The following is a 25,945-nucleotide window of genomic DNA, read 5'->3' as shown; positions in this document are numbered from 1 at the left end:
GGGCGGGCAGGGCAAGGGGTGGTCGGACCAAACAATGCAGAAAGGCTGCAAAGGGCGCAGGTGGCGGTCGATATAATCGGCTAGCTGATTTATACCAATCACCGTCTTGATTGTCCCCGCAAAATGAACAAATTCCTCTTGTCCCTGTCCGCTGCGCTTGTCGCCTCTGTGACCGTTTTCGCTGCCCACGCCGAGGGCGTCCAGGGTGACATCAAGGCTGGCGAAAAGAAGAACGCCATGTGCATTGGCTGCCACGGCATTGTGGGTTACCAAGCCAGCTTCCCTGAAATCCACAAGGTTCCCAAGATCTCGGGCCAAGGCGGTAAGTACATTGCCTCCGCCCTGAATGCCTACAAAAAAGGCGAGCGCAAGCACCCCACCATGCGCGGCATTGCCGATTCACTGTCTGACCAGGACATCGCCGACTTGGCTGCCTTCTACGAAGCCAGTGGTGCCGTGCAAGGCGCCCCCGCCCTTGAAAAGGCCGCTGCCGGTTCCGACAAAGTGAACGCGCTGCTAACCAAGGGCAACTGCGCTTCCTGCCACGGTGACTCTTTCAGCAAGCCCATCGACCCCACCTACCCCAAGATTGCCGGCCAGCACAGCGACTACCTGTTTGTCGCGCTGAAGGCCTACAAGACCGAAGGCAACGCCAATATCGGCCGCGGCAACGCCATCATGGGCGGCGTGGCCAAGCAGTTCTCTAACGCTGAGTTGAAGGAGCTGGCCAACTACATGGGCAGCCTGCCTAGCGAGTTGAAGGTGGTGCCGCAAAGCCGTTTTCGCTAAGCCGCGCCCCCTGTCCCCAAAAAAGCCGCTCTTGAGCGGCTTTTTTGTTGCTTGCTAATCTTTGGTGGCGTGCCGCTGCACGCAGGCGATGTAGGCATCGCCGTCGGGCGGCCGGCCGGCGCGCTGGCTTTCCCACAGCATGGTGCCTAGGCACTCCATGGCCTCGTGGTGCGCCTGGTGCAGCGAGTTGCGCTTGTGCGTGAGCAGCTCCACCGCCTGGCGGATGCCGCGTGGCTGGTCGATGCTGCACTGCTCACTGATGGAGAGGTGCATGCTGAGGTGCAGAAACGGGTTGGTGCGGCCCTCGGTCGCCTCGTATAGGGTGGTCAGTGCCAAGTCCACATCGGCAAAATCGGCGGCGTACTCGGGGTGCTCGTCCATCCATTGGGCTGCTATGGTTTCAATAGCTTCCAGCGCAACGCCTGAGCGGGCCTTGGCGTAGGTGGCGCAAAAAAATCGACGTACGTCTTCTTGGGAGGGGCTGAACATGGGGCCAAGGTTAGCATGCGAAGGCTATAGTCCCAAAGCATTCATGTCCATGACCTTCCCCCTGATCACCGATCTGTTTTTTTACGCCGTCACCATCCCCGCCGTGCTGCTGCTGGGCATCAGCAAAAGCGGCTTTGGCGCGGGCTTTGGCTCGCTGGCCGTGCCCATGATGGCGCTGGCCGTGACCGTACCCGAGGCTGCAGCCATTCTGATGCCAATCCTGTTTGTGATGGATGTGCTGGGCATGGCGGCGTTTCGCAAGGACTTTGACCTCACGCTGCTGAAATTCCTGATCCCCTGTGGCTTGGTGGGCATTGGCATTGGGGCGCTGCTGTTCAAGGTGCTGAATGCGCACACGGTGGCGGCCCTGGTGGGCGGCTTCACGCTGCTGTTTTTGGCGCAGCGCCTGCTGTTTCCGCCCAAGCCCGACAGCGCACCGCCGCCACGCTGGCTGGGAGCGATCCTCACCGCCACCTCGGGCTTCACCAGCTTCATCGCGCACGCGGGCGGCCCACCCATCAACGCCTATGTGATCCCGCTCAAGCTCAGCCCCGTCAAGTTCACCGCCACCATGGCGTTTTTCTTCTTTGTGGTGAACCTGAGCAAATGGATTCCCTACGGCCTGTTGGGCTTGCTGGACCTGCGCAACATGGCCACCAGCCTGGTGCTGTTGCCCATCGCTCCGGTTGGCGTGTGGATCGGTGTGCGTCTAGCCCGGCGCATCAGCCAGCAGCTGTTCTACCGCTTCCTGTACGCAGGCATGTTCCTCACCGGCGTCAAGCTGCTGTGGGATGGGCTGGCCTGAGCCAGCCCATCACGTTCCGATTTATTTGGACGCCCAATAGGTGGCTGGGCCGTCCAACTGAGTGGCGTCATTGTTCAAAACCTTGGCCCAGCGCAGGCCGGTTGCGTTCATCCAGGTGGTGAGATGGCTGCGGTAGGCTTGGTTCACGTCTGCATTGGCGTCGGCCCGCAATAGGTAAGTAATGCCCATCGATTTGCCGCGGAATTTGTTGCCATAGATATCGACCATGACCACGTTGGTTGGAATTTCGCTGGCAAAGGGGGCCAAGGCCGGCATGAAATTTCTGACCCAGGGAGACACGCTTTCATTGGCAGTGATCACGGTTTGGCGAAAGTTGTAGCCCGCTTCCGCGCGTGCACAGACGTACAGCATGGCGTCGGGGTTCATGCCAAAGTCATCGACCAAGCCCAAAGGGCCATTGGCTACGCACTTGCGGTTGCCCCAGTTGATGGGAATGGAGTTGGGGGTGAAGCTCACCACCATGGCAAACAGAGGCGAATCCTGACGGTCCGTGTTGTGCAGGGTAAGTGAAACCCTGGGGGTGCTGGACGGGCTGTCGGAACGGCCGCCACTGAGGGGCAACGATTCTTCTCGCTTGCCAACCACGCTCCATTTGCCCTCTGGCAAAGGAATTGGTTTGCTGAACATGCCCAGCGCAATGCCAGTTGCATCCAGCGTGGTTCCGATTTCAATTTTGTCGTAGGGGACCTGCGCAAAAGCGGGGGTGGAAAGGGATGTGACGACGGTGATGCCGAAGCCGCAGAGGCTCTGGACGGTGGGGGAAAAGCGCAATGTGTCTCCTTGTTTTGAAAAAGCGCTCCGATGCTATCGGGGATCTGGCATTGCGGCCATCCCCCAAAAGAGTGAATCAGGACTTTGGCCCTAGTTGTCCCAGCCGTGGGGGCGCCGCTTTTCATTTTCAGCACGCTCCTGCGCCATCTGCTCCTCCAACTGCTGGCGGCCCTGCTTGATCACCGCAATCAGCTTGGAGCTGTCTTTGTAATGCGGATGCATTTTTTCAAACAGTTCCAGGTTGTGCTGGCGAAAGCGCATAGTGGTCTGGCGCGCGGCGTGGGGTTCCTGGCCCAGCAGCTCGAGCACACTGCGCGCGCTGCGCAGGCTGGACTCGAACAGCTCGCGCTCCACCAGCATCACGCCGCGGTCGCGCAGCTTGTTCCAGTGGATCACGTCGCGCGCACGCGCCACGATCTGTAGCTGCGGAAAGTGGGCCTGTGCCAGGTCCACGATTTCCAGCGACTGCTCCACATCGTCCACGGCCACCACCAGCACCTTGGCCGTAGCCGCACCGGCGGTGCGCAGCAGGTCCAGCCGGGTGGCATCGCCGTAGAACACGCGGTAGCCGATGTTGCGCGCCACCTCGATCATCTCGGCGTCGTGGTCCAGCACGGTGGCCGGAATGCCCTCGGCTAGCATCACGCGCGCAATGATCTGCCCGTAGCGGCCGAAACCGGCAAGTACGATGGGCGCCTCTTGCTGCTCGGAGATTTCCTCCAACTGCGGCACACCGCAGTGGGCGTACCGCGGCAGCACCAGCCGGTCCACCGCCACCAGAATCAGCGGGCTCAGCAGCATGGACACGGCCACCGCCCCAATCAGCAGCGATGCCGTTTGCGCCGGTAACACGTTGGCTCCCGCTGCGGCCTGGAACACCACAAACGCAAACTCACCGCCCTGCGCCAGCAGCAGCGTGAACACCGGGCGCTCCTGAAACGGCAGCTGGATATGGCGCGCCAGTGCGTAGATCACCGCCGCCTTGATGGCCAGAAAACCCACCACCACGGCGGCCATCAGCCAGGGCGAAGCGAGCAGCACGCCAAAGTCGATGCTCATGCCCACGGCGATGAAGAACAGGCCCAGCAGCAGGCCCTTGAAGGGTTCGATGTCGGTCTCCAGCTCGCGCTTGTATTCGCTCTCGGCCAGCAGCACGCCGGCGAGAAAGGCGCCCAGTGCCATCGACAGGCCCACAAACTGCATCAGCCCGGCAATGCCGACCACCAGCATCAGCGCCGCGGCGGTGAAGATCTCGGGCGTCTTGGAGCGCGCTATCCAGCGGAACAGCGGGTGCAGCAGCAGCCGACCACCGAGCACGATGCCAGCAATGACTGCTACGATTTTTATAGCTGATTGCGCATATTCTACGGGGGCTGAAGCCTCATTGGTTGCAGAAACCACGCCCAGCAGCGGCAGCAGCGCCAGGATGGGAATGGCCGCCACGTCCTGGAACAGCAGGATGGAAAACGCCGCCTGCCCGCTGCTGGTGGGCAGCAGGTTGCGCTCACCCATCACCTGCAGTGCAATGGCCGTGCTGGACAGGGCCAGGCCCATCGCGGCCACCACGGCCAGGCGCCAGCCCGCACCGCAGGCCATGGCCACCACGGTGAGCAGCAGCGCACAGCCCAGCACCTGCATGCTGCCCCAGCCAAAGATGGAGCGGCGCAGGTTCCACAGCCGTTTGGGCTCCAGCTCCAGGCCCACCAGGAACAGCATCAGCACCACGCCAAACTCGGCAAAGTGCAGGATGTCTTCCACATTGGTCACCAGACCCAGGCCCCAGGGTCCGATGGCAATGCCGGCAGCCAGGTAGCCAATGATGGAGCCCAGGCCCACGGCCTTGGAGAGCGGTACGGCAATCACCGCCGCGCTTAGGTAGATAAAGCTGTTGATCAGCCAGGTGGGTGCGTGTTCCATCAGTGTTGGGCTCCCACGGTTTCGTGCGTGGGCCGGTCGGTGTCGGGCACCACGCAGGCGGGGCAACCTTCCATCTCGTCCAGCTCGGGCCACTGCGGGTAGTTGGCCAGGCGCTCGGCAAACATGGCCACATGGGCGTCCACCTCGGCCGCGTCCACGCTATGCGCGCCGTGCAGCACCATGGGCGGCAAAAACCGCATGCCGCACAACGCGGCCGTCTGCTCATAGGGCGGCATGAAGGCGTCGAAGAAGTAGCGGTTGTAGCCCTGCGGGTGGTACGAGCCCTCAGGCCCGCCGGTGGTGGCCACCAGCCACAGGTCCTTGCCCTGCAGCGCATGACCACCGCCATAGGCCCAGCCGTGGGCCAGCACATCGTCCAACCAGAGCTTGAGCAGCGCGGGCATGGAGTACCACTGCACCGGGTGCAGCAGCACCACCAGTTGGGCGTCTTGCAGCCGGGCCTGCTCGGTCGGTACAGCGATGTGGTAGTCCGGGTAGTGCGCGTACAGGTCGCACACGGTGGCTGTGTCGGCGGCGCGCGCGGCCTGCAGCAGGCGCCGATTGACCCGGGATTCACGCCAGTTGGGGTGGGCCGCCACCACATAGATGGGGCGGGCGGGGTTGGGCGCTGTCGCGGGCGGTGCTTGGTGTTCGGTGTCCATCCCGATAACATAGCGCAGTTCCACCCTCCAAGGAGTCGTGTATGCCCGTGGTTGTTGTCGCCAATCCCAAAGGCGGGGTGGGCAAGTCCACCCTGTCCACCCAGATCGCGGGCTACTTTGCCTCCCAGGGGCATGCCGTCATGCTGGGTGATGCCGACCGGCAACAGTCCTCCCGGCTCTGGCTCACGCTGCGGCCCACGGCGGCCCGGCCCATTGCCAGCTGGGACGTGGGCGACGACCAGATTGCCAAGCCGCCCAAGGGCACCACCCACGTGGTGTTGGACACCCCGGCCGGCCTGCATGGCAAGCGCCTGAAAGAAGTGCTGAAGCTGGCCGACAAGGTGGTGGTGCCCCTGCAGCCCAGCGTGTTCGATATCTTTGCCACCCGCGCCTTTTTGGACGAACTGGCCGACAGCGCCCAGGCCGCCAAAACGCAGATCGGCATCGTGGGCATGCGCGTGGACGAGCGCACCCGTGCGGCCGACCAGCTGCATACCTTTGTGCAGGGCCTGGGTCTGCCGGTGTTGGGCTTTGTGCGCGACACGCAAAACTACATCCAGCTGGCCGCCCGCGGGCTCACGGTGTTTGACGTCACGCCGGGCCGCGTAGAGCGCGACCTGGCGCAGTGGCAGCCCATCTGTCACTGGCTGGACGCCAAGTAGTCACTTGGATCTGTTTGTCACGCGGCGGACACGCCGGTGCTGCGCGGCTGGCTACAGTGGGCGGCATGAAAACCTTTGCCACCCTTGCCGAACTCTCCGCCCTGGTGGGCCAACACGTGGCCACCAGCGAGTGGACCACTGTCACCCAGGAACACATCAACCTGTTTGCCCAGGCCACGGGCGATCACCAGTGGATTCACGTGGACGTGGAGCGCGCCAAGGCGGGGCCGTTTGGCGCACCCATTGCGCATGGGTTTCTGACGCTGTCGCTGATCCCGCAGTTCTTCGAAAGCGCCATCACGGTGACCGAAGCGCGCATGGGCGTGAACTATGGGCTCAACAAGGTGCGCTTCATCGCCCCGGTGCCGGTGAACAGCAGGCTGCGCGCGAACATGAAGCTGTTGGCCAGCGACCCCATCGACAACGGTGGCCGCCAGCAGACCTGGGAAGTGACCGTGGAGTGCGAGGGTGCACCCAAACCGGTCTGCGTGGCCGAATCGCTGGTGCGCCAGTACCCTTAGGCGGTAGCCGCGGCAAAGCCCTGCTGCCGCCAGGCCTCAAACACCGTCACAGCGACCGCGTTGGACAGGTTCAGGCTGCGCTGCCCAGCCAGCATGGGCAGGCGCAGGCTGCGCTGGGCATCAAACGCGGCGCGCACCGTGTCCGAGATTCCTTTGGTTTCTGAGCCAAACACCAGCCAGTCGCCAGGCTGAAACGCCACTGCGTAGGGGCTGCGCGTGCCGCGCGTGGTCAGCGTGAACATGCGCTCAATCATGGGCTGTTCGGTGTCCAGAAAAGTTTGCCAGTCGGCATGGCGCTTGAGCGCCGCGTACTCGTGGTAATCCAGCCCAGCGCGGCGCATGTGTTTATCGTCCATGGAGAACCCCAGCGGTTCCACCAGGTGCAGTGTGCAACCCGTATTGGCTGCCAGGCGGATGACATTGCCCGTGTTGGGGGGGATCTCGGGCTCGACCAGAACGATATGGAACATGGCCGGTATTGTCGCGTGCCCGAACTGGAGAATTTCCAGAATATTGCCTACTATGGAAGTGTCATCACTTCGGGGTGTGCCATGAAAACCTTGGACCAGCTGCACAAAGACTTTGGTGCGTTTTATCCCACGGGCCACACGGTGGTCGCGTTTCAGGACTTGGAGGACGCGCACCAAGTGCTGCAAGAGCTGCGCGCGCAGGGGCTGGCGGCGAGCGACTCCATGGAGCTACTCCCGCAGCAGATGGCCGAGTTTGCGGAAAGAAACATTCACGAGGCAGGCTTTTTGGCCAGTCTGGGCACCAGCCTCTCGACCCTGCAGGCGTTTCTGGACGCGGCCCACGACGGTGCCACCTTCCTGATTCTGGCCACGCCCGACGAGGCCAGCGCGGAGCGCGTGAAGGATGCCATCCACCACGTGTCCTTTGTGCTGGCCGAGCGCTACCACCGCCTGGCCATCGAAACCCTGCACTGAGCGACCCCCGCGGACCGGCTACTCGGTCCGCGCAAAGACCAGCACGGTGATATGCGCTACGCCCGCAGCGCGCAGGGCTGTGCTGGCCGCGTGCAGTGAGGCGCCGCTGGTCATCACATCGTCTACCAGCACCACGCGCCGGTCGCGCAATTCGCCCACGCGCAGCGGCTCCACCGCAAACGCACCCTGCACGCTGTGCAGCCGCTCTTTACGCGGCAGGCTGCTTTGGGGTGGCGTGTCTTTCACGCGCAGCAGCAGGTCGGTGCGCAGCTTGTGCGGTGCCAGGCGGCGCGCCAGCTCTAGCGATTGGTTGAAGCCGCGGCTTTGCAGGCGCTGCCGTGACAAGGGCAGGGGCAACACGAGGTCGGCCGCGTCCAGCGCGGGCTCCACCCAAGGTGCACTGTGCAGCAGCGTGGCCAGGGAGCCGGCCCAGGCCGGGTATTGTTGAAATTTGAAGTCCACCACCAGACCGGACCACGGGTAGGTATAGCCCACTGCGGCCAGGGCCGCATCCCAGGGCGGTGGGGTGGTGATACAGGCGCCGCAGCGCGGCATGCTCGCAGGCAGCGGCAGGGCACAGTGCGCGCAGCGGTGCACGGGTTGTGCAAACTGCGCGACGCAGTCTTCACAGACCGCCTGGGCGGGCCAGGCATGGCACACAGCGCACCGGCTGGGCAGCCGCCGCGATACCCCCTGAAACAGCTGGCGGAACATGCAGGCAATATACTCGCGACCGCCTTTTGTCCCCTCCCCATGAGCACCCAGCGCCCCCCCACCATCGACCCCGTTGCCGCCACGCGTTGGGCCCAACGGCGCCCGGTGCCCGGTGAGACGTCGCCTTGGCTGCATGAGGAAGTAGCCCGCCGCATGGAAGACCGCCTGCAGTGGATCGTGCAAAAGCCCAAACAATGGGTGCACTGGGGCCCGTTGCAGGGTGGTGTGCAGGCCCAGGCGCTGCTGAGCCAGCGCTACCCTGATTCCGAGTGTTTTGTGCTCGAAGCCCCCGTAGAACGTGCGCGAGCAGCTCATGATTTGATAGCAAAACCCTGGTGGCAACCGGCCCGCTGGCGTGGCCCCAAGCTGCACTTTGCCGCGCCCGCACAGCCGGTGCAGATGCTGTGGGCGAACATGGCGCTGCACACCGCCGCCGACCCCGAGGCCCTGATTGGCGAGTGGCACCGCCTGCTGTCGGTTGAAGGCTTTGCGATGTTCTCCTGCCTGGGGCCCGACACCCTCCGTGAGTTGCATGCGGTCTACGCGCGCATGGGCTGGCCCGTGCCCGGCCATGAGTTCACCGACATGCACGACTGGGGCGACATGCTGGTCCACGCCGGCTTTGCCGAGCCGGTGATGGATATGGAGCGCATCACGCTGACCTACTCCACGCCGCAGAGCCTGCTGGCCGAACTGCGCGGCCTGGGGCGCAATCTGCATCCGCAGCGTTTTGCCGGCCTGCGTTCGCGCGCCTGGCTGGCGCGTTTGCATGCCGCCTTGTCGCAAGGCTTGGCCACGCCCGCGGGTGATGGGCGGCTGCAGGTCACCTTCGAAATCGTCTACGGCCATGCCTTCAAACCGCGGCCGCGGCTGAAGGTGCAGCCCGAGACCACGGTTTCGCTGGAACAGATGCGATCCGTTCTCAAGCACGGCCCAACGGGCGCCAAAACCGGCGCCTGAGCGACGATCCCGGGGCGCAGTTTTGCCTTTTTGGGGCGGATTCAGAGGTCGGCTCGACTACAATGCGTGGATTAGAGGTAACGGCATTTCCCCTGCAGTCTCGACTCGGCCAGTGATTGGCTGGGCCATTTCGGGCAAGACGCATGACGAATCTGGTTTTTCGCTTTGCGACGGTACAAGGGCGGCACGTTCAGTGGTTTCTTAGGCGTAACTGTTCAGTCACGCCGGTTCAACTGGTCTGGCTGTATGTGTCACTGTGTGTAGTTTCTCTGGGTATCGGAATGCTTTTCTGGTCCCAGGGCGCGACACTGGTGATGCCCTTTGCATCACTCGAACTGATGGCAGTGGGGTTGGCGTTTGTGGTGTATGCCCGGCATGCCACCGATGGCGAGCGCATCTCCTTGCAGGAGGGGCAGCTTGTGGTCGAGTGGGAGAGTGCCGGCAAACTCGAACGTGCCGAATTTCAGAGGGATTGGGTCAGGGTGGAGCCGCGTGCGGGGGACGGATCGTTGATCGAGTTGTCCGGACGGGGTAGAACCATCCAGGTAGGGCGTTTCATTCGGCCAGAGCTGCGACCGCTGCTGGCCCGTGAAATCCGGCTTGCCCTGCGTGCTGCCTGAATGGGCCTGCACGCTTTGCGCATTTGGTAATTTTGGGGCTTAGAAAAGTGAACACGATGAAGAGCATATTGAACAAATTGGCTTCACTGCTGCTGGCAGCAGGTGCATGGGCTGGCACTGCAGCATTCACCCTGGCGCATGCCGTCAACGACCTGCCCGGCGGGCCGGCAGTGAACCAGCTGAACCTGGCGCCCGCGGTGACCAACATTGCCCGCGAGCAGCAATGGCTGCACTGGTTCATGCTCATCATGTGCTCGGTCATTTTCGTGGCCGTGTTCTCGGTGATGTTCTATTCCATCTGGAAGCATCGCAAGTCACAAGGTTACAAGGCCGCCACTTTCCATGAGTCGGTGACTGTAGAAATCATCTGGACCATCGTCCCCTTTGTCATCGTGATCTTGATGGCACTGCCTGCCACCAAGGTGGTGGTGGCCATGAAAGACACCACCAACGCCGACCTGACCATCAAGGCCACCGGTATGCAGTGGAAGTGGGGCTATGACTACCTGAAGGGCGAAGGCGAAGGCATCGGCTTTGTCTCCACCCTGGACAGCGACCAGCGCGCCATGTCCGACGCCGGCGGTCCCAAGAAGGGCGAGTCGGTCGACAACTACCTACTGAAGGTGGATTTCCCGCTGGTGGTTCCCGTGGACAAGAAAATCCGCATCATCACCACCGCCAATGACGTGATCCATGCTTTCATGGTGCCCGCTTTCGGTATCAAGCAGGATGCCATCCCCGGCTTCGTGCGTGACACCTGGTTCCGTGCTGAAAAAGTGGGCGACTACTACGGTCAGTGCGCCGAGCTGTGCGGCAAGGAACACGCCTACATGCCCATCCACGTGAAGGTGCTGTCCGCTGAGGACTACTCCAAGTGGGTGGCTGTGGAGCAGAAGAAGATGGCCGCCAAGGCCGATGACCCCACCAAGGTCTGGACGCTGGATGACATCACCAAGCGCGGCGAAAAAGTGTACGCACAAAACTGCGCGGCCTGCCACCAGGCCAACGGCAAGGGCGCTGGCCCGGTCAAGCCCCTGGATGGTGCTGCCGTGGTGCTCGATGCTGACAAGAACAAACAGATCGCGGTTCTGCTGAATGGCCAGAACAACGGTGCCATGCCTTCCTGGAAGGCCTTGAGCGACACCGACATCGCGGCGGTTATCAGCTACACCAAGAACAACTGGTCTAACAAGACGGGTCAACTGGTGCAGCCAGCCGACGTGTTGGCATTGCGCAAGTAATGTTCCCCAGACTGAACGAAGAGAATTGAGAAGGACAGCAGAATGAGCGCCGTACTAGACCATCACGACCACGCCCATGACGACCACCACCACGCCCCCACGGGCTGGCAGCGCTGGGTGTTTGCGACCAACCACAAAGACATCGGTACCTTGTACTTGTTGTTCAGCTTCACGATGCTGATCATCGGCGGCATTCTGGCCCTGCTGATTCGCGCCGAGCTGTTCCAGCCCGGTCTGCAACTGGTGAACCCAGAGTTGTTCAACTCGCTCACCACAATGCATGGTCTGATCATGGTGTTCGGCGCCATCATGCCGGGCTTCGTGGGCTTTGCGAACTGGATGATCCCGCTGCAAATCGGCGCATCTGACATGGCCTTTGCTCGCATGAACAACTTCAGCTTCTGGCTGATGATTCCTGCGGCGTTGATGCTGGTGGGCTCGTTCTTCATGCCCGGTGGCGCACCCGCTGCTGGCTGGACTTTGTATGCGCCGCTGACCCTGCAAATGGGCCCGTCCATGGATGCCGGCATTTTTGCCATGCACATCCTGGGTGCGTCATCCATCATGGGTTCGATCAACATCATCGTGACCATCCTGAACATGCGCGCTCCCGGCATGACGCTGATGAAGATGCCCATGTTCGCCTGGACCTGGCTGATCACCGCCTACCTGCTGATTGCTGTGATGCCCGTTCTGGCTGGCGCAATTACCATGACGCTGACGGATCGTCACTTCGGCACCAGCTTCTTCAACCCCGCCGGTGGCGGTGACCCCGTCATGTACCAGCACATCTTCTGGTTCTTCGGTCACCCCGAGGTGTACATCATGATCTTGCCGGCCTTCGGCATCGTGAGCCAGATCGTTCCCGCGTTCGCACGCAAGAAGCTGTTCGGTTACGCCTCCATGGTGTATGCCACGTCGTCGATCGCCATCCTGTCTTTCATCGTGTGGGCCCACCACATGTTCACCACCGGCATGCCGGTGACAGGCCAGCTGTTCTTCATGTACGCAACCATGCTGATTGCCGTGCCGACCGCCGTGAAGATCTTCAACTGGATCGCCACCATGTGGCAAGGTTCCATGACATTTGAAACCCCCATGCTGTTTGCGGTCGGCTTCATCTTCGTGTTCACCATGGGTGGTTTCACCGGCCTGATTCTGGCCATGGCACCTATCGACATCCAACTGCAAGACACCTACTACGTGGTGGCCCACTTCCACTACGTGCTGGTGGCTGGCTCCTTGTACGCCATGTTCGCAGGCTTCTACTACTGGTCGCCCAAGTGGACTGGTGTGATGTACAACGAAACCCGCGGCAAGATCCACTTCTGGTGGTCGTTGATCGCGTTCAACGTGACCTTCTTCCCCATGCACTTTTTGGGTCTGGCCGGCATGCCCCGTCGCTACGCCGACTACCCCATGCAGTTTGCCGACTTCAACGCCGTGGCTTCGGTTGGCGCTTTCGCCTTCGGCCTAGCGCAGGTTTACTTCTTCCTGTTTGTGGTCTTGCCCATCATGTTGGGTAAGGGCGAAAAAGCGCCTCAAAAACCTTGGGAAGCGGCCGAAGGCCTGGAATGGGAAGTGCCGTCGCCCGCACCGTTCCACACGTTTGAAAACCCGCCCAAGCTGGACGCAACCGCGACCAAGGTGATCGGCTGATGTCCACACCAGAGCAAAAGAAAGCCAATGTGCGCCTGGGCCTGATTCTGGCCTCGGTGGCAGCGGTGTTCTTCATTGGCTTCATGGCCAAGATGATTTTGCTGAGCAGATAAGCGATGGGCTTGAAGCGCGAAAATTCCCGGATGGTGGGCAAGCTGGCGGTGATCACCGTTGGCATGTTCGCATTCGGCTACGCGCTGGTACCGATTTACAAAAGCATTTGCGAAATGACCGGCATCAACATCCTGGCCCTGGGCGAGCAAGTGGTGTCGGGGCAAAAGGCTAATGTGGTGAATACGCAGGTGGATACCTCGCGCACCATCACGGTGGAGTTCGATGCGAACTCGCGCGGTCCTTGGGATTTCAAGCCCGCGCAGCGCTCGGTGCAGGTGCACCCCGGTGAAATCACCACGGTGATGTACGAGTTTCAGAATATTCAGAATCGCCGCATGTCGGCCCAGGCTATTCCCAGCTACGCGCCGCTGCAAGCCTCTGCGCATTTCAACAAGCTGGAGTGCTTCTGCTTTAACCAGTACACGCTGGAACCCGGTGAGAAGAAGGCCTGGCCCGTGGTGTTTGTGATCGACCCGAAGTTGTCCAAGGACGTGAGCACCATCACCTTGTCGTACACCTTTTTCGAGGTGGGCGGTAAAACGCCCGCTGCCCCCGTGGCCAGTGTGAAGGTGCCCGCGGTGGAAAGCGCGGGCTCGTGATGGAGCCCCAAGTGCCAGTCAAGGCCAAGGCCTCGTTTCTTCACAGTGTGAAGCTGGTGGCGTGGTCGTTTTTAGGTATTCGCAGCAACAAGGGTTACCGCGACGATTTGGCCAAGGTCAATCCCATGCATGTGGTGGTGGTGGGCATCGTGGGCGCGTTGTTGCTGGTCGTCATTTTGATCAGTTTGGCGAAATGGGTTGTGGCCTCCTAAGCGAGCGCCCGTCCGATTTCAGAGATTTGGATTAGAGAAGGAATGGAGCAAAAATGAGTTCAACAACACATGGTGGCACGCCGTACTACTTTGTACCGGGTCCTTCGCGTCACCCGGTCATGGCGGCGGCCGGACTGTTCTTTGTGATTCTGGGCGCAGGCCAATGGGTGAACGGTGCCGATTGGGGCAAGTACTCGCTGGCGCTGGGCTTGGTCTGGTGGCTGGCCGTGTTGTACCAATGGTTTGGTGACGCCATCAGCGAAAGCGAAGGCGGCCAGTACGGTCGCAAGATCGACATCTCCTTCCGTTGGAGCATGAGCTGGTTCATCTTCTCCGAAGTGATGTTCTTCGGGGCCTTCTTCACGGCGCTGTGGTGGGCCCGTTCGCACTCGGTGCCAGCACTGGGTAGCCTGGACAACGCGTTGCTGTGGCCCGACTTCAAGGCCGTGTGGCCCAGCTTGGCTGCCGGTGCGACGGCATCGCCTGGTGGCATTGTGGAGTCGTTCACGACCATGGGTCCTTGGCCCATTCCCACCATCAATACGGCGTTGCTGCTGTCGTCCGGCGTGACGCTGACGATTGCCCACCACGCGCTGATCGACGGCAACCGCAGCAAGACGATTCGCTTCATGTGGGTCACCGTGCTGTTGGGTGTTCTCTTCCTGTGCCTGCAGGGCTATGAGTACCACGAAGCCTATACCGAGATGAACCTGAAGTTGAGCTCCGGTGTGTTCGGCTCCACGTTCTTCATGCTGACCGGTTTCCACGGTTTCCACGTTTTCGTGGGCATGCTGATGCTGTTGTTCATCACCCTGCGCCTGCAAAAGGGCCACTTCACCCCTGAAAAGCATTTTGGTTTTGAAGGCGCTGCCTGGTACTGGCACTTTGTGGACGTGGTGTGGTTGGGCCTGTACATCCTGGTGTACTGGTTCTAAGCTGCCAACGGCACAACAAAAAAAGGCACCGCATGCGGTGCCTTTTTTAATGGAGGTTTGTCGGGTAGGGCGCTTGCCGTTCACCGGCCCGGTGGAATGCCGGTAGGGTGGATGTAGCCCAACTGCCAGGCCACCAGAATGCAGACAAACAGCAGAATGGAAAATCCCACACGGAACGCCAGCGCGCGCGCCATGCCGCGGGACTTGGCGGTGGCGGTTTTACCTCCGCGTAGCATGAAGTACAGCGCGGCGGCCAGGCTGCCCAGGATGGCGATGAACGCCAAGATTACGAGGTAGGTCATGAACAGGATTATCGGATGAGTGCGCGCAGACGTTTGCTACTGGTGGGCCTGGCGGCCTTACTGGGGGTGGGCGTGACCGTGTCGCTGGGCCGCTGGCAGTTGGACCGGGTCGCGCAAAAGGAGGCGCTGGCCGCCTCCATCCAGCAGCAGGGAGCGCTGGCGCCATTGCCCAACGCCCAGTTGATGGCAGCCAGCCCCGGCCCGGAGGTGCAGGCCTTGGTACATCGCTCTGCCGTTCTCACCGGGACCTGGGTGCCCCAGCACACCATGTTTCTGGACAACCGGCAAATGCAGGCCCGAGTGGGTTTCTTTGCACTCACGCCGTTGCGGCTGGCTGGCTCGGACACCGTGGTGATGGTGCAGCGTGGCTGGTTGCCGCGCAACTTTGAAGACCGCGCCAAACTCCCCGCGTTGTCGACCCCAGGGGGTGTTGTGGAAGTTCACGGCCGTATTGCCCCCCCGCCTTCCAAGCTTTACGAGCCCGGCGCGCCTGCGCTGGGCGCAATCCGGCAAAATCTCGACCTGGACCAGTTCCGCACCGAGACGGGCCTGCCGTTGCGCACCGACATCACGCTGCAGCAAACCGGCGAGGCCAGCGAAGGGCTGCTGCGCGACTGGCCTGCCATCAACCTGGGTGTGGACAAGCACTACGGCTATGCGGCGCAATGGTTTGCGCTGGCTTTGCTGATCGTGGTGCTGTTTGCCTGGTTTCAAATTCGACCGTATTTTCAAGTGATCAAGGATTCCCATGTCTAGCGCCAACCCCCAAGACGACCACCCACTGGGGATGACTGTGCACTCCATGCCGCTGGCCGACCAGGGGTTGACCCAGGCCGTCGTGCGCACGCGCATGGGCCGCTGGAAGATGATGCTGGTGATGCTGGTGTGTGCGGCGCCCGTGGTGGCCTCGTATTTCACCTACTACGTGGTACGTCCCGAAGGCCGCCGCAACTTTGGTGCGCTGATCGAACCCCAGCGCCCCTTGCCTGACCTAGTGGGCACCGCCCTGGACGGCAAACCCGTGAACCTGCGCGACCTCAAGGGCCAATGGCTGTTCATCAGCGTGGCGGGCGCCGCGTGCGATGACGCCTGCGCCCAGCGCCTATACCTGCAGCGCCAGCTGCGTGAAACCCTGGGCAAGGAAAAAGACCGGGTGGACTGGGTCTGGTTGGTCAACGACGCAGCCCCCGTGCCCGAGGCCCTGCGGCCCGCCTTGCAGGGTGCCACCGTGGTGCGCCTGCCTGTGGACGCGCTGGCGCAGTGGTTGCCGCCGCAAGAGGGCGCCCAGCTCCAGGAGCACCTGTATTTGGTGGACCCGATCGGCAACCTGATGATGCGTTTTCCGCCTAACCTGACGCCGGAGAACGCGCCCCAGGCCAAGCGCGATATGGACCGCCTGCTGCGCGCTGCCGCGTCGTGGGACAAGGCGGGCCGTTGAACGGCGCCTGAACCCCGCATGCAAGCTTCTTTGTACGACCTCTCACCCCTGCTGCGTGTGCTGCTGGTGGGGGCTTTGCTGGCCTCGGGTCCGCTGCTGTGGGTACTGCTGCGCCATGGCCGCAGCAGTCCGGTCGAGCGTTTTCAGGCGCTCACCATCATCACGCTGTTTCTCACGTTTGACCTGGTGCTGTTTGGCGCGTTTACCCGCCTGACCGACAGTGGCCTGGGCTGCCCCGATTGGCCCGGCTGCTACGGCAGTGCGAGCCCGCTGGGTGCGCATGCCGACATTGCCAGTGCCCAGCAGGCCATGCCCACCGGTCCGGTGACACACAGCAAGGCCTGGATCGAGATGGTGCACCGCTACCTGGCCACCGGGGTAGGCGGTTTGATTCTGGTGCTGGCACTGACGGCCTGGCTTGGCCGCACACGGCCCCTTTGGTCCACGCCGGGGCCCTGGATGCCCACACTCACGCTGGTGTGGGTCTGCGTGCAAGGCGCGTTTGGTGCGCTCACCGTCACCATGAAACTGTTTCCCGCCATCGTGAGCCTGCACCTGCTAGGCGCTTATGTGCTGTTGGCATTGCTGACACTGCAGGTGGCACGTGGTGGTGCCCCAGTGCCGGGGCGAATGCCGTCGTGGGTGGGCCCTGCCGCCTGGGCAGCGCTGGCGATGCTGGTGCTGCAGGCCGCCTCGGGCGCCTGGGTCAGCACCAACTACGCGGTGCTGGCCTGCACCGAATTTCCCCAATGCCAGAACAGCTGGTGGCCGCCCATGGACTTTGCAAGCGGCTTTACGCTGTGGCGCCCCCTGGGTCTATCGCAGGATGGCACTCCCATCAGCTTTCAGGCGCTGACCGCCATCCACTGGGCGCACCGTCTGTTGGCGGGGGCCATGGTGCTGGTGCTGGGCGGGCTTGTCTGGCGGCTGCGCCACGTTGCGGCGTTGCGGCGCCCGGCGCGCTGGCTGGGTGGTTTGCTGCTGTTGCAGCTGGCCACGGGTTTGAGCAATGTAGTGCTCGGCTGGCCGCTGCTGGCTGCCGTGATGCACACCGGGGGCGCTGGTGCCCTGCTGGTCACCTTGGTGTGGATAGGCACCCGGGCGGCTACGTCTCCTTCAACTGGAATTCCTGAATGACTGTGAATGTTTCTCTTGCCCCACCCTCGGTGCTGCGCCAGTTCCACGCGCTCACCAAGCCCCGGGTGATCCAGCTCATCGTGTTTTGCGCACTGATTGGCATGGTGCTGGCCGTGCCCGGCGTTCCCACGTTCCCGCAGATTGGCCTGGCTGCCATCGCCTGTGCGGGCATCTACCTGGTGGCCGGTGCGGCGGCGGCCTTCAACTGCATTGTGGAAAAAGGCATCGACGCCAAGATGAAGCGCACCGCCTGGCGCCCCACGGCGCGCGGTGAGCTCAGTGATACACAGACACTGATCTTCTCGGCGGCGCTGTGCATTGCGGGCTCGGTGCTGCTGTATGTCTGGGTCAATCCGCTGACCATGTGGCTGACTTTTGCCACCTTCGTGGGCTACGCCGTGGTTTACACCGTGATCCTCAAGCCGCTGACGCCCCAAAACATCGTGATCGGGGGCGCTTCGGGCGCTATGCCGCCGGTGCTGGGCTGGGCCGCCATGACAGGCGATGTGGGGCCGGAGGCGCTGATCCTGTTCCTCATCATCTTCTTGTGGACGCCGCCACACTTCTGGGCGCTGGCGTTGTACCGCGTGGAGGACTACCGCAAGTCCGGCCTGCCCATGCTGCCCGTGACCCATGGCAGCGAGTTCACCCGCCTGCAAATCCTGCTCTACACCTTCATGCTGTTGGCGGCCTGTCTGCTGCCGTTTGTATATGGCATGAGCTCGTGGCTGTACTTGGTGGTGGCCGTGGTGCTGAGCCTGGGCTTTTGCTGGTACGCCGTGCGCCTGCTGCGCAATTATTCCGACGAGCTGTCGCGCGCCACCTTCCGTTTCTCCCTGATCCACCTCAGTGTGTTGTTTGCTGCACTGCTGCTGGACCACTACCTGTTGTGAGCCCTGTGATGAATAAACGAAATGCTATTAAATTCATAGCTACTAGCGCAATGGTTGCGGGGGCTGCAGGCCTTTTTTCTGCGTGTTCTGAGCAAAAGCCCTCGTTCGCGTCCATCGACGTGACCGGTGCCACCTACGCGCAAGACTTTGCGCTGACCGACCACAACGGCCAGCTGCGCCACCTGGCGGATTTCAAGGGCAAGGTGGTGGTCATGTTCTTTGGCTATACGCAATGCCCCGACGTCTGCCCCACCTCCATGGCGGAGTTGGCCGAGGTGAAGCAGCTGCTGGGCAAGGATGGCGACCGCCTGCAGGGCCTATTCGTCACGGTAGACCCCGCGCGTGACACGCCCGAGGTGCTCAAGGGCTACATGGGCAACTTCGACCCTACCTTTTTGGCACTGACCACCACGCCCGACAAGCTGGCCGAACTGGCCAAGGACTACAAGGTCTATTACAAAAAGGTGGACGGCAAGACCCCCACCAGCTACACCATGGACCACTCTGCGGGTAGCTATGTGTACGACACCCAGGGCCGCCTGCGCCTGTTCACCCGCTACGGCAGCGGCGCCAAGGTGCTGGCGGCAGATATCGCGCAGCTCTTCAAGCAAACCTCCTGAGCGCAGCGGCTGCTTGTAGGACTAGACCGACCCCAGCAAGCGGCCAACGCTGATATCCGTAGTAACCCGAATTCGGGACCATAGGGCCATCCATCCTTACAGGGAGAGCCCATGAACACCGCATACCGTTATTTCGGCGATATCAAGCAAAACCACTTGCTCGCCGCCTTGCCCCAAGCTGATGCAGACCGTTGGCGCGGTCAGCTGGAGCCGGTGGAGCTGACGCGCAGCCAGGTGCTTTGTGCCGCTGGCAGCGTGCCGGAGTACGTGTACTTCCCCATCACCGGCATTGCGTCTTTGGTGTACCTCACGCAAGAGGGGGCATCCGCCGAAGTGGCCGTTGTCGGCAATGACGGCATGGTCGGCGTTTCGCTGTTGCTGGGCGGCGGATCCGCACCCAGTGAAGCGGTCGTGCAGAGCTCGGGTCTGGCCCTTCGACTCAGTGCTTCCTTCCTGAGAAGCGAGATGGACCGTTCTGGCGCCATCGCCAAGGTCATGCTGCGTTATGCCCAAGCCGTGCTGGGGCAGGTGGCCCAAACCGCGGTGTGCAACCGCTACCACTCCATCGAGCAGCAACTATGCCGGCGTCTGTTGCTGGGCTTGGACCGCTCGTATTCAGATGAAATAGAAATGACCCACGAGCTGGCTGCCAATCTGCTGGGGGTGCGCCGCGAGGGCATCACCATTGCCGCGCACAAGCTGCAAGAGGCCGGGCTGATCCGCTACCACCGCGGCCACATCGTGGTGCTGGACCGCCCGCGCTTGGAAAAACAGACTTGCGAGTGCTACGCAGTCGCCAAGAAAGAATACCGCCGCCTCTTGCCCATGGCCTTGGCGGCATAAAACGGCAGGGGTGTACCCCGCTGCCGTGCCATTAGTCGATAGTGATTTTCTGACTGGTGATGATGCCACCCAGCAATGCTGTGTCGGCCTTCACGCGGTTACTCAGACCCTCGGCCGAGGTGCCCAGTACGGTCCAACCCTGCTGAAACAGCTTTTGCCGCATCTCGGGTGAGCGGGCAATCTCACTGAACAGGCTGGCCAGCCGCACCGCTTCCCGCTTGGGCAGGTTGTGGGGCGCGGCGACCGCGTTCCAGATCTCCAAATTGAAGTCTTTCACCCCCGCCTCTGACAGGCTGGGAATTTCGGGCGCCAGCGGGCTGCGCACGCTGGCAGTGACGCCAATGGCCTTGAGCTTGCCGGCCTTGATTTGTGCATTGGCCAGCGCTGGTGGCAGCAGACTGAGCTGCAGGTCGCCCGCAATCAGCGCCGTGGCCACCTGCGGGTAGCCCGCATAGGGCACATGTAGGGGGGCCATTTTCGCCTTGGCCTTCAGCAACTCCATGCCTAGGTGGCCAACCGTGCCCACGCCGGGTGTGCCGTAGTTCCATTTGTCACCCGACTTGCGCGCCGCGGCCAGAAACTCGGCAGCGTTGCTGCCAGGCGCATTCAGGGGCGCCACCAGTACCAGGGGCGAGACACCAATCAGGCTGATGGGTTGCAGGTCCTTGAGCGGGTCGTAGGGCAGCTTGGGGTTCAGCAGCTTGGCAATCGTCATATTGCCGTTGATCATCAGACCGATGGTGTGATCGTCAGTGGCCTTGGCCACGTAGTCGGCGGCAATGTTGCCCGCCGCCCCCACCTTGTTTTCCACAATCACCGGCTGGCCCAGTGCCTTGGACAGCGGATCCGCAAAGGCGCGGGCGGTCAGGTCCGGCGACGAGCCGCCTGGGAAACCCACGATGATGCGCAGTGGTCGGTTCGGCCATGGCGCGGCGGTTTCAGTGTCTTTTTGGGCTATCGCCCCCGTAGATAGTGCGCAGGCAGCTACTAAAAGTGTAGCAATCGTGGCAGCGTTGCGTCGCATGAAAGAAGTCTCCAGTCGGAAAAATGCCCCCTGAGGCCGAAGCCAGCAGGGGGCATTGTCTACCAAGTGCGTGACACCGGGTGCCGCGGCGTTGTGCTCAGGCGTATTCGGCCAGCGCAGCCTTCATTTTCTTCATGGCCGCCACCTCAATTTGGCGGATGCGCTCGGCGCTCACGCCGTATTCGGCCGCCAGGTCATGCAGTGTCATGCCGCCAGAATTGTCGTCATTCACCTTGAGCCAGCGCTCTTCCACAATGCGGCGGCTGCGCTCGTCCAGACTGGCCAGCGCGGTGGCAATGCCGTCAGTGGCCAGCACGTCGCGCTGGCGCGCTTCGATCATGGCCACGGGTTCGTGGTTGGTGTCGGTCAGGTAGGCGATGGGGCCAAACGCGTCTTCACCGTCGTCGGAAGGGCTGGGGTCCAGCAGCACATCGCCGCCCGACAGCCGGGTTTCCATCTCGATGACTTCTTCGGGCTTGACGTTGAGCTCACGCGCCATGGCGTTGATCTGCTCGGGGTTCAGCGTATCGCGGTGCGTGCCCAGGTCAGCGGCCGCATCGTCGCTCTTGAAGCGCTGCTTCATGGAGCGCAGGTTGAAGAACAGCTTGCGCTGGGCCTTGGTGGTGGCCACCTTGACCATGCGCCAGTTCTTCAGAATGTATTCGTGGATTTCAGCCTTGATCCAGTGCAACGCGTAGCTCACCAGGCGCACACCTTGGTCGGGGTCAAAGCGCTTGACGGCCTTCATGAGGCCCACATTGCCTTCCTGGATCAAGTCGCCGTGGGGCAGGCCGTAGCCCAGGTATTGGCGCGATACGGAGACCACCAGGCGTAAGTGAGAGAGCACTAACTTACCGGCGGCTTCAAGGTCATTGTCATTCTTGAACTTGCGGGCGAACTCCTGCTCTTCTTCCAGCGTGAGCATGGGCAGGCGGTTGGCGGCGGAAATATAGGCGTCCAGGTTCCCCAGCGGCGGTACCAGCGACCACGGATTGGCCGTGGCCAGAGCGGTTTGGGGGGTAGCAAGCAAAGCGGACATTCAGAACCTCCTTGTGTTCGTAGCGCAAATATTAGCACTCTGTATGAGTGAGTGCTAATTGCTTGGTTCAATGTCCTGGATAGGAAAAGGATGTTTTTTTGTAAAGCTTCGGTGCTGTGGGCGCTTCCCCCGGTTCTAGAAGCCAGCCCATACCTGCCGCACCAGCAAAAAGGCAATGGCCCACATGGTCAAACCAATCAGGCCATCCAGTATTTGCCAGGCTTTGGGCCGTGCAAACCAGGGCGCCAGCCAACGCGCACCGAATCCCAGCAGACCGAACCAGAACAGGCTGGCAACACTGGAGCCTGCGATAAACCAGGGGCGTAACGCCGCGGACTGTTGCGCGCCAATGCTGCCCACCAGCAATACGGTGTCCAGGTACACATGGGGGTTGAGCAGCGTGAACGCAGCGGCCTGTGCCATGGCACCAGCTAGGCTCAAAACGGTGCCCGTTTCTGCCGCGCGCAACTGGTTGGCTTGCCGCGCACGTAGCAGGGCTTGCCATCCATAGGTAGCCAAAAAAAGGGCTCCTGCCAGTGCCAATGCACGTGCAACGTCCGGGCGCTCGCCCAGTGCCTGCGCCATACCCATCACTCCGGCAGTGATGAGCAACGCGTCCGCCAAGGCGCAGAACAACACCACTGCGCCCACATGCTCGCGGCGGAGACCTTGCCGGAGCACAAAGGCATTTTGGGCGCCTATGGCCACGATGAGTCCCAGGCTCAGGCCCAGGCCTTGAATAAATACAGGCAAAACGTTGGTAAAGGTGTGGGGCAGATTTGTCATGCCCCAAGCTTGCCGCCACCCTGCAATGAAGGCAAACTATCTTTTCTATGTTTAATTAAGAATTCCTAATTTATGCTGGACTATGCCTCGTTGTCAGCGCTGGCCGCCGTGGTGCGCGAAGGCAGCTTTGAGCGTGCTGCCCATGCCCTGCATGTCACGCCTTCGGCGGTCTCGCAGCGCATCCGCTTGTTGGAAGAGCGTGTCGGTTGTGCCCTGGTCATCCGGGAGCAACCTTGCCGCGCCACGGCAACGGGGCGTCGGCTGTGCCAGCATGTGGACCGCGTACGTTTGCTGGAGCACGAGTTGCACGGTGAACTGCCCGCACTGGAGCAAGAGGGCGGCGCGCGCGTGCCCTTGCCCATTGCCGTGAACGCTGACAGCCTCGCGACCTGGTTTGCCCCCGTTTTGACAGCCTTTGCGGCCGATGCGCCTGTGCTCATGGACGTCGCAGTCGATGACCAGGACCACACCGCTGAATGGATGCGCACGGGCACGGTACTGGCCGCCGTCACGGGCACTGCACGCCCGTCCTCGGGTTGCAATGTGCGGTCGTTGGGCTCCATGCGGTATCTGGCCGCAGCAAGCCCAGCTTTCGTCGAGAGGTACTTTGCCACGGGAGTGGGTGCTCAAAGTTTGTCGGTGGCCCCCAGTCTCTTGTTCAACGCCAAGGACGAGTTGCAGTCGCGTTGGGTGCAGCGCCTGTGTCACCAACATGTAGAGTTGCCGCGGCACACCTTGCCGTCATCCCATGCCTTCGTCGCAGCGTCCGTTACCGGTATGGGGTGGGGCCTGCATCCCGAGGCCTTGATTCAGGAGCACCTCAAGGACGGGACGCTGGTTGAACTGGTGCCCAACAACGCCATGGATGTTCCTTTGTATTGGCAGCAGGCCCGCGCGACATCGTCGCTGCTCGACGGATTGACGCGCAAAGTACTGGCAGCCGCGAATACGGCGTTGTTGCAGCAGGGGTGAGAGGCAAGAAAAAAGGGCGAACCCAACGGATTCGCCCTTCATCCACGGCCTTAGGCCGCGGCAGCTAGCGCCCTGGGCGCTTCTGCATAGTGGTCAAACTGCATCGAATAGCTGGCCCGCCCCGAAGTCAGCGCGCGCAAGCTGCCGATGTAGCCAAACAGGTTCTGCAACGGCACCATCGCATGGATCACCGCCGCATTGCCCACCTGGTCTTGCTGGCGCACCAGGGCGCGCCGGCGGTTCAGGTCACCAATACAGTCGCCCACGTAGTCCAGTGGCGTCGTCACCTGCACCGCCATTACCGGCTCCAGCATGACGGATTCCGCATCCCTTTGCGCTTGTGCAAAGGCCGCACTGCCTGCCAATTCGAAGGCCAGTGTGGACGAATCCCGGTCATGGAAACTGCCGTCTTCCAGAACCACCAGCACGTCCACCACCGGGTAGCCTGCCAGCACGCCAGCGCGCGCCGCACGTCGAACGCCGTCTTCCACGCTGGGAATGAACTCCCGGGGGATCGCTCCACCGGTCACTTCGTTCGCAAAGCGCAGACCGTCACCCCGTGGCAACGGTTCGATACGCAGCGCCACTTCGGCAAACTGCCCAGGCCCACCGGACTGCTTCTTGTGCACATAGCGCACAGAGGCTTCCCGGGTTACGGTTTCCCGCAGAGCCACCTGAGGTTGCCCGGTGTGTACCGTTACCCCAAAGCGGCTGCGCAGTTTCTCCAGCGTCACCTCCAGCTGCAGCTCGCCCACGCCCGACAGCAAGGTTTGCCCAGACTCGTTGTCTTGGCTGAGTCGCAGACTGGGGTCTTCGTCCACCAAGGTGTGCAGTCCCTTGGAGAAGCTGGCCTGGTCTTCTCGCGACATGGGCTCCACCGCCATGGTGATGACGGGCTCGGGTGCGTGAATCTCTTCCAGCACCAGCGGCTGCTCCGGATCACACAAGGTGTGGCCCGTCTTGCTGCCTTTGAGCCCGGCCACGGCCACAATGTCACCGGCCATGGCGTGGGCCAGCTCCTCACGCTGGTTGGCGTGCATTTGCACCACGCGCGACAGGCGTTCCTTGTGGCCGGTGCTGCTGTTGAGCACCATGCTGCCGGCCTGCGCCTGCCCACGGTACACGCGCAAGTAACTGAGCGCTCCATGCTCGTCATGGACTACTTTGAACACCAGCGCAGCAAAGCCGTCCCCATCGCCAAGCGCCTGTGCGCGATCTTCTGGCGCAGGCAGGTAGTCCACCACGGCGTCCAGCAGAGGCTCAACGCCCTTGTTCTTCAGCGCGGAGCCTGCAAACACCGGCACAAAGGCCTGCTTCAAGGTACCCAGGCGGATACACGCGCGCAGCTGTGCTTCCGACACGTCCTGGCCATCCAAATAGGCGGCCAATACCGTGTCGTCCTGCTCCACCGCGCTGTCGACCAAAGCGTCGTGCGCTGCCTGCGCGGCCAACAGCATGGGCTCGGGAATGCCCCCGCGCGTCAGCTCAGGTTGGCCGTGTCCATTGCGCGGCCAACGCAGCGCTTGCATGCTGACCAGGTCGATCACGCCTTCAAACTCGGCCTCCTGGCCCAAGGGCAGTTGCATGACCAAGGGCTTGGCGCCCAGGCGCTCCGCCATCATCGCCACGACCCGCGCAAAGTCCGCACCGGTGCGGTCCAGTTTGTTGATCAGGGCGATCCGAGGCACACCGTATTGGTCTGCCAGGCGCCAGTTGGTTTCCGTCTGCGGCTCCACGCCAGCAACACCGTCAAACACGACAACCGCGCCGTCCAGCACCCGCAAAGAGCGGTTCACTTCGATGTTGAAGTCGATGTGGCCAGGGGTGTCGATCAGGTTGATCTGGTGCGCGCACCAAACCACCGTGGTCGCCGCACTGTTAATGGTGATGCCGCGTGCACGTTCCTGCGGGTCGTAATCCATCGTGGTGTTGCCCAGATGGACTTCACCGGTGCGGTGGATGGCGCCGGTGACATAAAGAATCCGTTCGCTAACGGTGGTCTTGCCGGCATCCACGTGCGCAATGATGCCGATGTTGCGAAGTTGTCGCTTGTTCATAGTCGTATTCCTAAAAGACAAAAACCCTGGTCGTTGTGTGTGCGAACCAGGGTTTTCTGGGGCGATTGCCTGGCAATCAGCCCATTGAGAAAACCCCAAACTAGGGGCTCAAGTCTTGCGCTGAGGCGGGGGCACCAATGGACGAGCGCAAGCCCACCATCCACTGGTGTGAATGAATTGTGGCAATCAGCTTGTCAAA

The 25,945-nt window shown here is 62.0% G+C and carries 31 protein-coding genes; 20 read left to right on the top strand and 11 right to left on the bottom strand.

What is annotated here, in order from left to right; all coding sequences use genetic code 11:
• Window positions 1-123 precede the first annotated feature (123 nt).
• The gene (locus J2X15_RS05710) at window positions 124-789 is read left to right on the top strand and encodes a c-type cytochrome (RefSeq protein ID WP_310340178.1); all 666 of its coding nucleotides are present in this window, start codon (window positions 124-126) and stop codon (window positions 787-789) included.
• Window positions 790-843: 54 nt separating this feature from the next.
• Here J2X15_RS05710 and J2X15_RS05705 read toward each other — a convergent pair whose 3' ends face one another.
• Window positions 844-1,278: a DUF1841 family protein gene (locus J2X15_RS05705; protein WP_310340177.1), complete on the bottom strand. Its 435-nt coding sequence runs from the start codon at window positions 1,276-1,278 to the stop codon at window positions 844-846.
• A 49-nt stretch (window positions 1,279-1,327) separates the two neighbouring features.
• Here J2X15_RS05705 and J2X15_RS05700 point away from each other — a divergent pair, with 49 nt between their 5' ends.
• Window positions 1,328-2,083, top strand: a complete 756-nt coding sequence (locus J2X15_RS05700) for a sulfite exporter TauE/SafE family protein (RefSeq protein ID WP_310340176.1) — start codon at window positions 1,328-1,330, stop codon at window positions 2,081-2,083.
• A 21-nt stretch (window positions 2,084-2,104) separates the two neighbouring features.
• Here J2X15_RS05700 and J2X15_RS05695 read toward each other — a convergent pair whose 3' ends face one another.
• From J2X15_RS05695 to kefF, 3 genes are all read right to left on the bottom strand, one after another.
• A complete protein-coding gene (locus J2X15_RS05695; RefSeq protein ID WP_310340175.1) occupies window positions 2,105-2,875 on the bottom strand; it encodes a hypothetical protein in 771 nt (256 codons plus the stop codon).
• A gap of 90 nt (window positions 2,876-2,965) precedes the next feature.
• Window positions 2,966-4,792: a glutathione-regulated potassium-efflux system protein KefC gene (kefC, locus tag J2X15_RS05690; RefSeq protein WP_310340173.1), complete on the bottom strand. Its 1,827-nt coding sequence runs from the start codon at window positions 4,790-4,792 to the stop codon at window positions 2,966-2,968.
• Window positions 4,792-5,454: a glutathione-regulated potassium-efflux system oxidoreductase KefF gene (gene kefF, locus J2X15_RS05685; RefSeq protein ID WP_310340171.1), complete on the bottom strand. Its 663-nt coding sequence runs from the start codon at window positions 5,452-5,454 to the stop codon at window positions 4,792-4,794. The genes kefC and kefF overlap by 1 nt, the downstream gene beginning before the upstream one ends.
• A gap of 41 nt (window positions 5,455-5,495) precedes the next feature.
• Here kefF and J2X15_RS05680 point away from each other — a divergent pair, with 41 nt between their 5' ends.
• Window positions 5,496-6,116 carry a ParA family protein gene (locus J2X15_RS05680; protein ID WP_310340169.1) on the top strand — a complete coding sequence of 207 codons (621 nt, stop codon included), beginning with the start codon at window positions 5,496-5,498 and terminating at the stop codon, window positions 6,114-6,116.
• Between the two features lie 65 nt (window positions 6,117-6,181).
• Window positions 6,182-6,637, top strand: a complete 456-nt coding sequence (locus tag J2X15_RS05675) for a MaoC family dehydratase (RefSeq protein ID WP_310340167.1) — start codon at window positions 6,182-6,184, stop codon at window positions 6,635-6,637.
• Here the strand turns inward: J2X15_RS05675 and trmL are convergent.
• Window positions 6,634-7,107 (bottom strand): tRNA (uridine(34)/cytosine(34)/5-carboxymethylaminomethyluridine(34)-2'-O)-methyltransferase TrmL, encoded by a 474-nt coding sequence (gene trmL, locus J2X15_RS05670; protein ID WP_310340165.1) that lies wholly within the window; start codon window positions 7,105-7,107, stop codon window positions 6,634-6,636. The two genes, J2X15_RS05675 and trmL, sit on opposite strands and share 4 nt — an antisense overlap.
• Before the next feature lie 81 nt (window positions 7,108-7,188).
• On the opposite strand from trmL, the gene J2X15_RS05665 reads away from it, so the two are divergent.
• On the top strand, window positions 7,189-7,581 hold the full coding sequence (locus tag J2X15_RS05665) for a hypothetical protein (RefSeq protein WP_310340164.1): 393 nt from the start codon (window positions 7,189-7,191) through the stop codon (window positions 7,579-7,581).
• An 18-nt stretch (window positions 7,582-7,599) separates the two neighbouring features.
• Here the strand turns inward: J2X15_RS05665 and J2X15_RS05660 are convergent, their stop codons facing one another.
• Window positions 7,600-8,295 (bottom strand): phosphoribosyltransferase family protein, encoded by a 696-nt coding sequence (locus J2X15_RS05660; protein ID WP_310340162.1) that lies wholly within the window; start codon window positions 8,293-8,295, stop codon window positions 7,600-7,602.
• 39 nt (window positions 8,296-8,334) lie between these two features.
• On the opposite strand from J2X15_RS05660, the gene J2X15_RS05655 reads away from it, so the two are divergent.
• From J2X15_RS05655 to J2X15_RS05620, 8 genes are all read left to right on the top strand, one after another.
• Complete coding sequence (locus J2X15_RS05655) at window positions 8,335-9,255, top strand: class I SAM-dependent methyltransferase (RefSeq protein WP_310340161.1); 921 nt, start codon at window positions 8,335-8,337, stop codon at window positions 9,253-9,255.
• A 143-nt stretch (window positions 9,256-9,398) separates the two neighbouring features.
• The gene (locus J2X15_RS05650; RefSeq protein WP_310340159.1) at window positions 9,399-9,875 is read left to right on the top strand and encodes a DUF2244 domain-containing protein; all 477 of its coding nucleotides are present in this window, start codon (window positions 9,399-9,401) and stop codon (window positions 9,873-9,875) included.
• Window positions 9,876-9,931: 56 nt separating this feature from the next.
• Window positions 9,932-11,116: a cytochrome c oxidase subunit II gene (coxB, locus tag J2X15_RS05645; protein WP_310340158.1), complete on the top strand. Its 1,185-nt coding sequence runs from the start codon at window positions 9,932-9,934 to the stop codon at window positions 11,114-11,116.
• A gap of 42 nt (window positions 11,117-11,158) precedes the next feature.
• The gene (gene ctaD / locus J2X15_RS05640; RefSeq protein ID WP_310340156.1) at window positions 11,159-12,775 is read left to right on the top strand and encodes a cytochrome c oxidase subunit I; all 1,617 of its coding nucleotides are present in this window, start codon (window positions 11,159-11,161) and stop codon (window positions 12,773-12,775) included.
• Window positions 12,775-12,888, top strand: coding sequence for a cytochrome oxidase small assembly protein (locus J2X15_RS05635; RefSeq protein WP_310340155.1), 114 nt, complete (start codon window positions 12,775-12,777; stop codon window positions 12,886-12,888). Before ctaD ends, J2X15_RS05635 begins: the two co-directional genes overlap by 1 nt.
• Before the next feature lie 3 nt (window positions 12,889-12,891).
• The gene (locus J2X15_RS05630; protein ID WP_310340154.1) at window positions 12,892-13,488 is read left to right on the top strand and encodes a cytochrome c oxidase assembly protein; all 597 of its coding nucleotides are present in this window, start codon (window positions 12,892-12,894) and stop codon (window positions 13,486-13,488) included.
• The gene (locus tag J2X15_RS05625) at window positions 13,488-13,700 is read left to right on the top strand and encodes a DUF2970 domain-containing protein (RefSeq protein WP_310341227.1); all 213 of its coding nucleotides are present in this window, start codon (window positions 13,488-13,490) and stop codon (window positions 13,698-13,700) included. The genes J2X15_RS05630 and J2X15_RS05625 overlap by 1 nt, the downstream gene beginning before the upstream one ends.
• A 53-nt stretch (window positions 13,701-13,753) precedes the next feature.
• Window positions 13,754-14,635, top strand: coding sequence for a cytochrome c oxidase subunit 3 (locus tag J2X15_RS05620; protein ID WP_310340152.1), 882 nt, complete (start codon window positions 13,754-13,756; stop codon window positions 14,633-14,635).
• Window positions 14,636-14,715: 80 nt separating this feature from the next.
• Here J2X15_RS05620 and J2X15_RS05615 read toward each other — a convergent pair whose 3' ends face one another.
• Window positions 14,716-14,937 carry a twin transmembrane helix small protein gene (locus J2X15_RS05615; RefSeq protein ID WP_310340150.1) on the bottom strand — a complete coding sequence of 74 codons (222 nt, stop codon included), beginning with the start codon at window positions 14,935-14,937 and terminating at the stop codon, window positions 14,716-14,718.
• 15 nt (window positions 14,938-14,952) lie between these two features.
• Between J2X15_RS05615 and J2X15_RS05610 the strand changes: the two genes are divergently transcribed.
• The 6 genes from J2X15_RS05610 to J2X15_RS05585 all read left to right on the top strand — a co-directional run bounded on the left by J2X15_RS05610 (window position 14,953) and on the right by J2X15_RS05585 (window position 19,868).
• Window positions 14,953-15,693 carry an SURF1 family protein gene (locus tag J2X15_RS05610; protein ID WP_310340148.1) on the top strand — a complete coding sequence of 247 codons (741 nt, stop codon included), beginning with the start codon at window positions 14,953-14,955 and terminating at the stop codon, window positions 15,691-15,693.
• Window positions 15,686-16,375: a hypothetical protein gene (locus J2X15_RS05605; RefSeq protein WP_310340146.1), complete on the top strand. Its 690-nt coding sequence runs from the start codon at window positions 15,686-15,688 to the stop codon at window positions 16,373-16,375. The genes J2X15_RS05610 and J2X15_RS05605 overlap by 8 nt, the downstream gene beginning before the upstream one ends.
• 18 nt (window positions 16,376-16,393) lie before the next feature.
• Entirely contained in the window at window positions 16,394-17,512 is a 1,119-nt protein-coding gene (locus J2X15_RS05600; RefSeq protein WP_310340145.1) for a COX15/CtaA family protein, read from the top strand.
• Window positions 17,509-18,405: a heme o synthase gene (gene cyoE / locus J2X15_RS05595; protein ID WP_310340144.1), complete on the top strand. Its 897-nt coding sequence runs from the start codon at window positions 17,509-17,511 to the stop codon at window positions 18,403-18,405. Before J2X15_RS05600 ends, cyoE begins: the two co-directional genes overlap by 4 nt.
• An 8-nt stretch (window positions 18,406-18,413) precedes the next feature.
• The gene (locus J2X15_RS05590; RefSeq protein WP_310340142.1) at window positions 18,414-19,025 is read left to right on the top strand and encodes an SCO family protein; all 612 of its coding nucleotides are present in this window, start codon (window positions 18,414-18,416) and stop codon (window positions 19,023-19,025) included.
• Window positions 19,026-19,136: 111 nt separating this feature from the next.
• Entirely contained in the window at window positions 19,137-19,868 is a 732-nt protein-coding gene (locus J2X15_RS05585; protein ID WP_310340140.1) for a Crp/Fnr family transcriptional regulator, read from the top strand.
• Between the two features lie 31 nt (window positions 19,869-19,899).
• Here the strand turns inward: J2X15_RS05585 and J2X15_RS05580 are convergent, their stop codons facing one another.
• From J2X15_RS05580 to J2X15_RS05570, 3 genes are all read right to left on the bottom strand, one after another.
• The gene (locus J2X15_RS05580; RefSeq protein ID WP_310340139.1) at window positions 19,900-20,892 is read right to left on the bottom strand and encodes a Bug family tripartite tricarboxylate transporter substrate binding protein; all 993 of its coding nucleotides are present in this window, start codon (window positions 20,890-20,892) and stop codon (window positions 19,900-19,902) included.
• 97 nt (window positions 20,893-20,989) lie between these two features.
• Window positions 20,990-21,931, bottom strand: a complete 942-nt coding sequence (gene rpoH, locus J2X15_RS05575) for an RNA polymerase sigma factor RpoH (RefSeq protein WP_310340137.1) — start codon at window positions 21,929-21,931, stop codon at window positions 20,990-20,992.
• A 135-nt stretch (window positions 21,932-22,066) separates the two neighbouring features.
• On the bottom strand, window positions 22,067-22,717 hold the full coding sequence (locus tag J2X15_RS05570) for a LysE/ArgO family amino acid transporter (RefSeq protein ID WP_310340135.1): 651 nt from the start codon (window positions 22,715-22,717) through the stop codon (window positions 22,067-22,069).
• 72 nt (window positions 22,718-22,789) lie between these two features.
• On the opposite strand from J2X15_RS05570, the gene J2X15_RS05565 reads away from it, so the two are divergent.
• Complete coding sequence (locus tag J2X15_RS05565) at window positions 22,790-23,689, top strand: LysR family transcriptional regulator ArgP (protein WP_310340134.1); 900 nt, start codon at window positions 22,790-22,792, stop codon at window positions 23,687-23,689.
• 50 nt (window positions 23,690-23,739) lie between these two features.
• Here the strand turns inward: J2X15_RS05565 and fusA are convergent, their stop codons facing one another.
• Window positions 23,740-25,746: an elongation factor G gene (gene fusA / locus J2X15_RS05560; protein WP_310340132.1), complete on the bottom strand. Its 2,007-nt coding sequence runs from the start codon at window positions 25,744-25,746 to the stop codon at window positions 23,740-23,742.
• Between the last annotated feature and the right edge of the window lie 199 nt (window positions 25,747-25,945).

This window comes from Rhodoferax saidenbachensis, assembly GCF_031457975.1.
GTDB classification, from domain to species: Bacteria; Pseudomonadota; Gammaproteobacteria; order Burkholderiales; family Burkholderiaceae_C; genus Allorhodoferax; species Allorhodoferax saidenbachensis_A.
The sequence above is the reverse complement of the archived record's forward strand: the minus strand, read 5'-3'. Positions and strand labels throughout refer to the sequence as shown.